At 78.7% G+C, this 687-nt stretch carries 1 pseudogene; it reads right to left on the minus strand.

Annotation, left to right across the window (positions count from 1 at the left end):
- Nucleotides 1-684, minus strand: a pseudogene (locus HOY81_RS27085) (N-acetylmuramoyl-L-alanine amidase); the annotation flags it as partial.
- Nucleotides 685-687: the final 3 nt, after the last annotated feature.

A 687-nucleotide genomic window follows, 5' to 3' on the forward strand; every position in this document is an offset into this window, starting at 1 on the left:
CACCCGCTGCCCGCTGTCGGTGGTCCGCCGCGCGCCCTGCCGGATCACCGCGAACACCTCCCGCGCGAACGCCCGCGCCGCCGCCCGGTCACCCGCCCGCGCATACGCCGCCACCGCCCCGAACCACGCCCCCGGATCCGCACTCGCCGGCAACCCCAGCTCCCGCTGCGCCCGCGCCAGCAACGCCGCACCCCCCGCCACGTTCGCCGCCGGATCCCGGCGCAACCGCGCCCGCGACAACCCCGTCAGCTCCGCCGCCTCCGGCAACGTCCGCAACCGCTCCGGCACCCGCCCCGCCGGCGCCCCCGTCGTCGCGGACACCGAGTCCGCGGACCCCGAAGCGGCAGCACGCCCCGGCCACGGCCGCCGCGCATCACCCCGCGGATCCTCCGCACCGTGGTGATGCCCCGCACCGTGGTGATGCCCCGCACCCGCCGCCGCCAGCGCCGCCCGCGCATCCGTCAGATGCATCGGCCCGTACCCGCCCGACACACTCGCCGCCCCCGCATGCCCGTCCCACCGGGACTGCAGATACGACACACCCAGCAGCACGCTCTCCGGCACCCCGTACCGCTCGGCAGCCCGCCCGAACGCCTCCTGCAACCCCCCGGAACCCCCCGCACCACCACCGTCCGCCGGCACCGCCGGCCCCGCGCCCAGCAACGGCGCCAGCACCGCCACCACGGC

It is taken from the genome of Streptomyces sp. JJ36 (assembly GCF_021696945.1).
GTDB lineage: Bacteria > Actinomycetota > Actinomycetes > Streptomycetales > Streptomycetaceae > Streptomyces.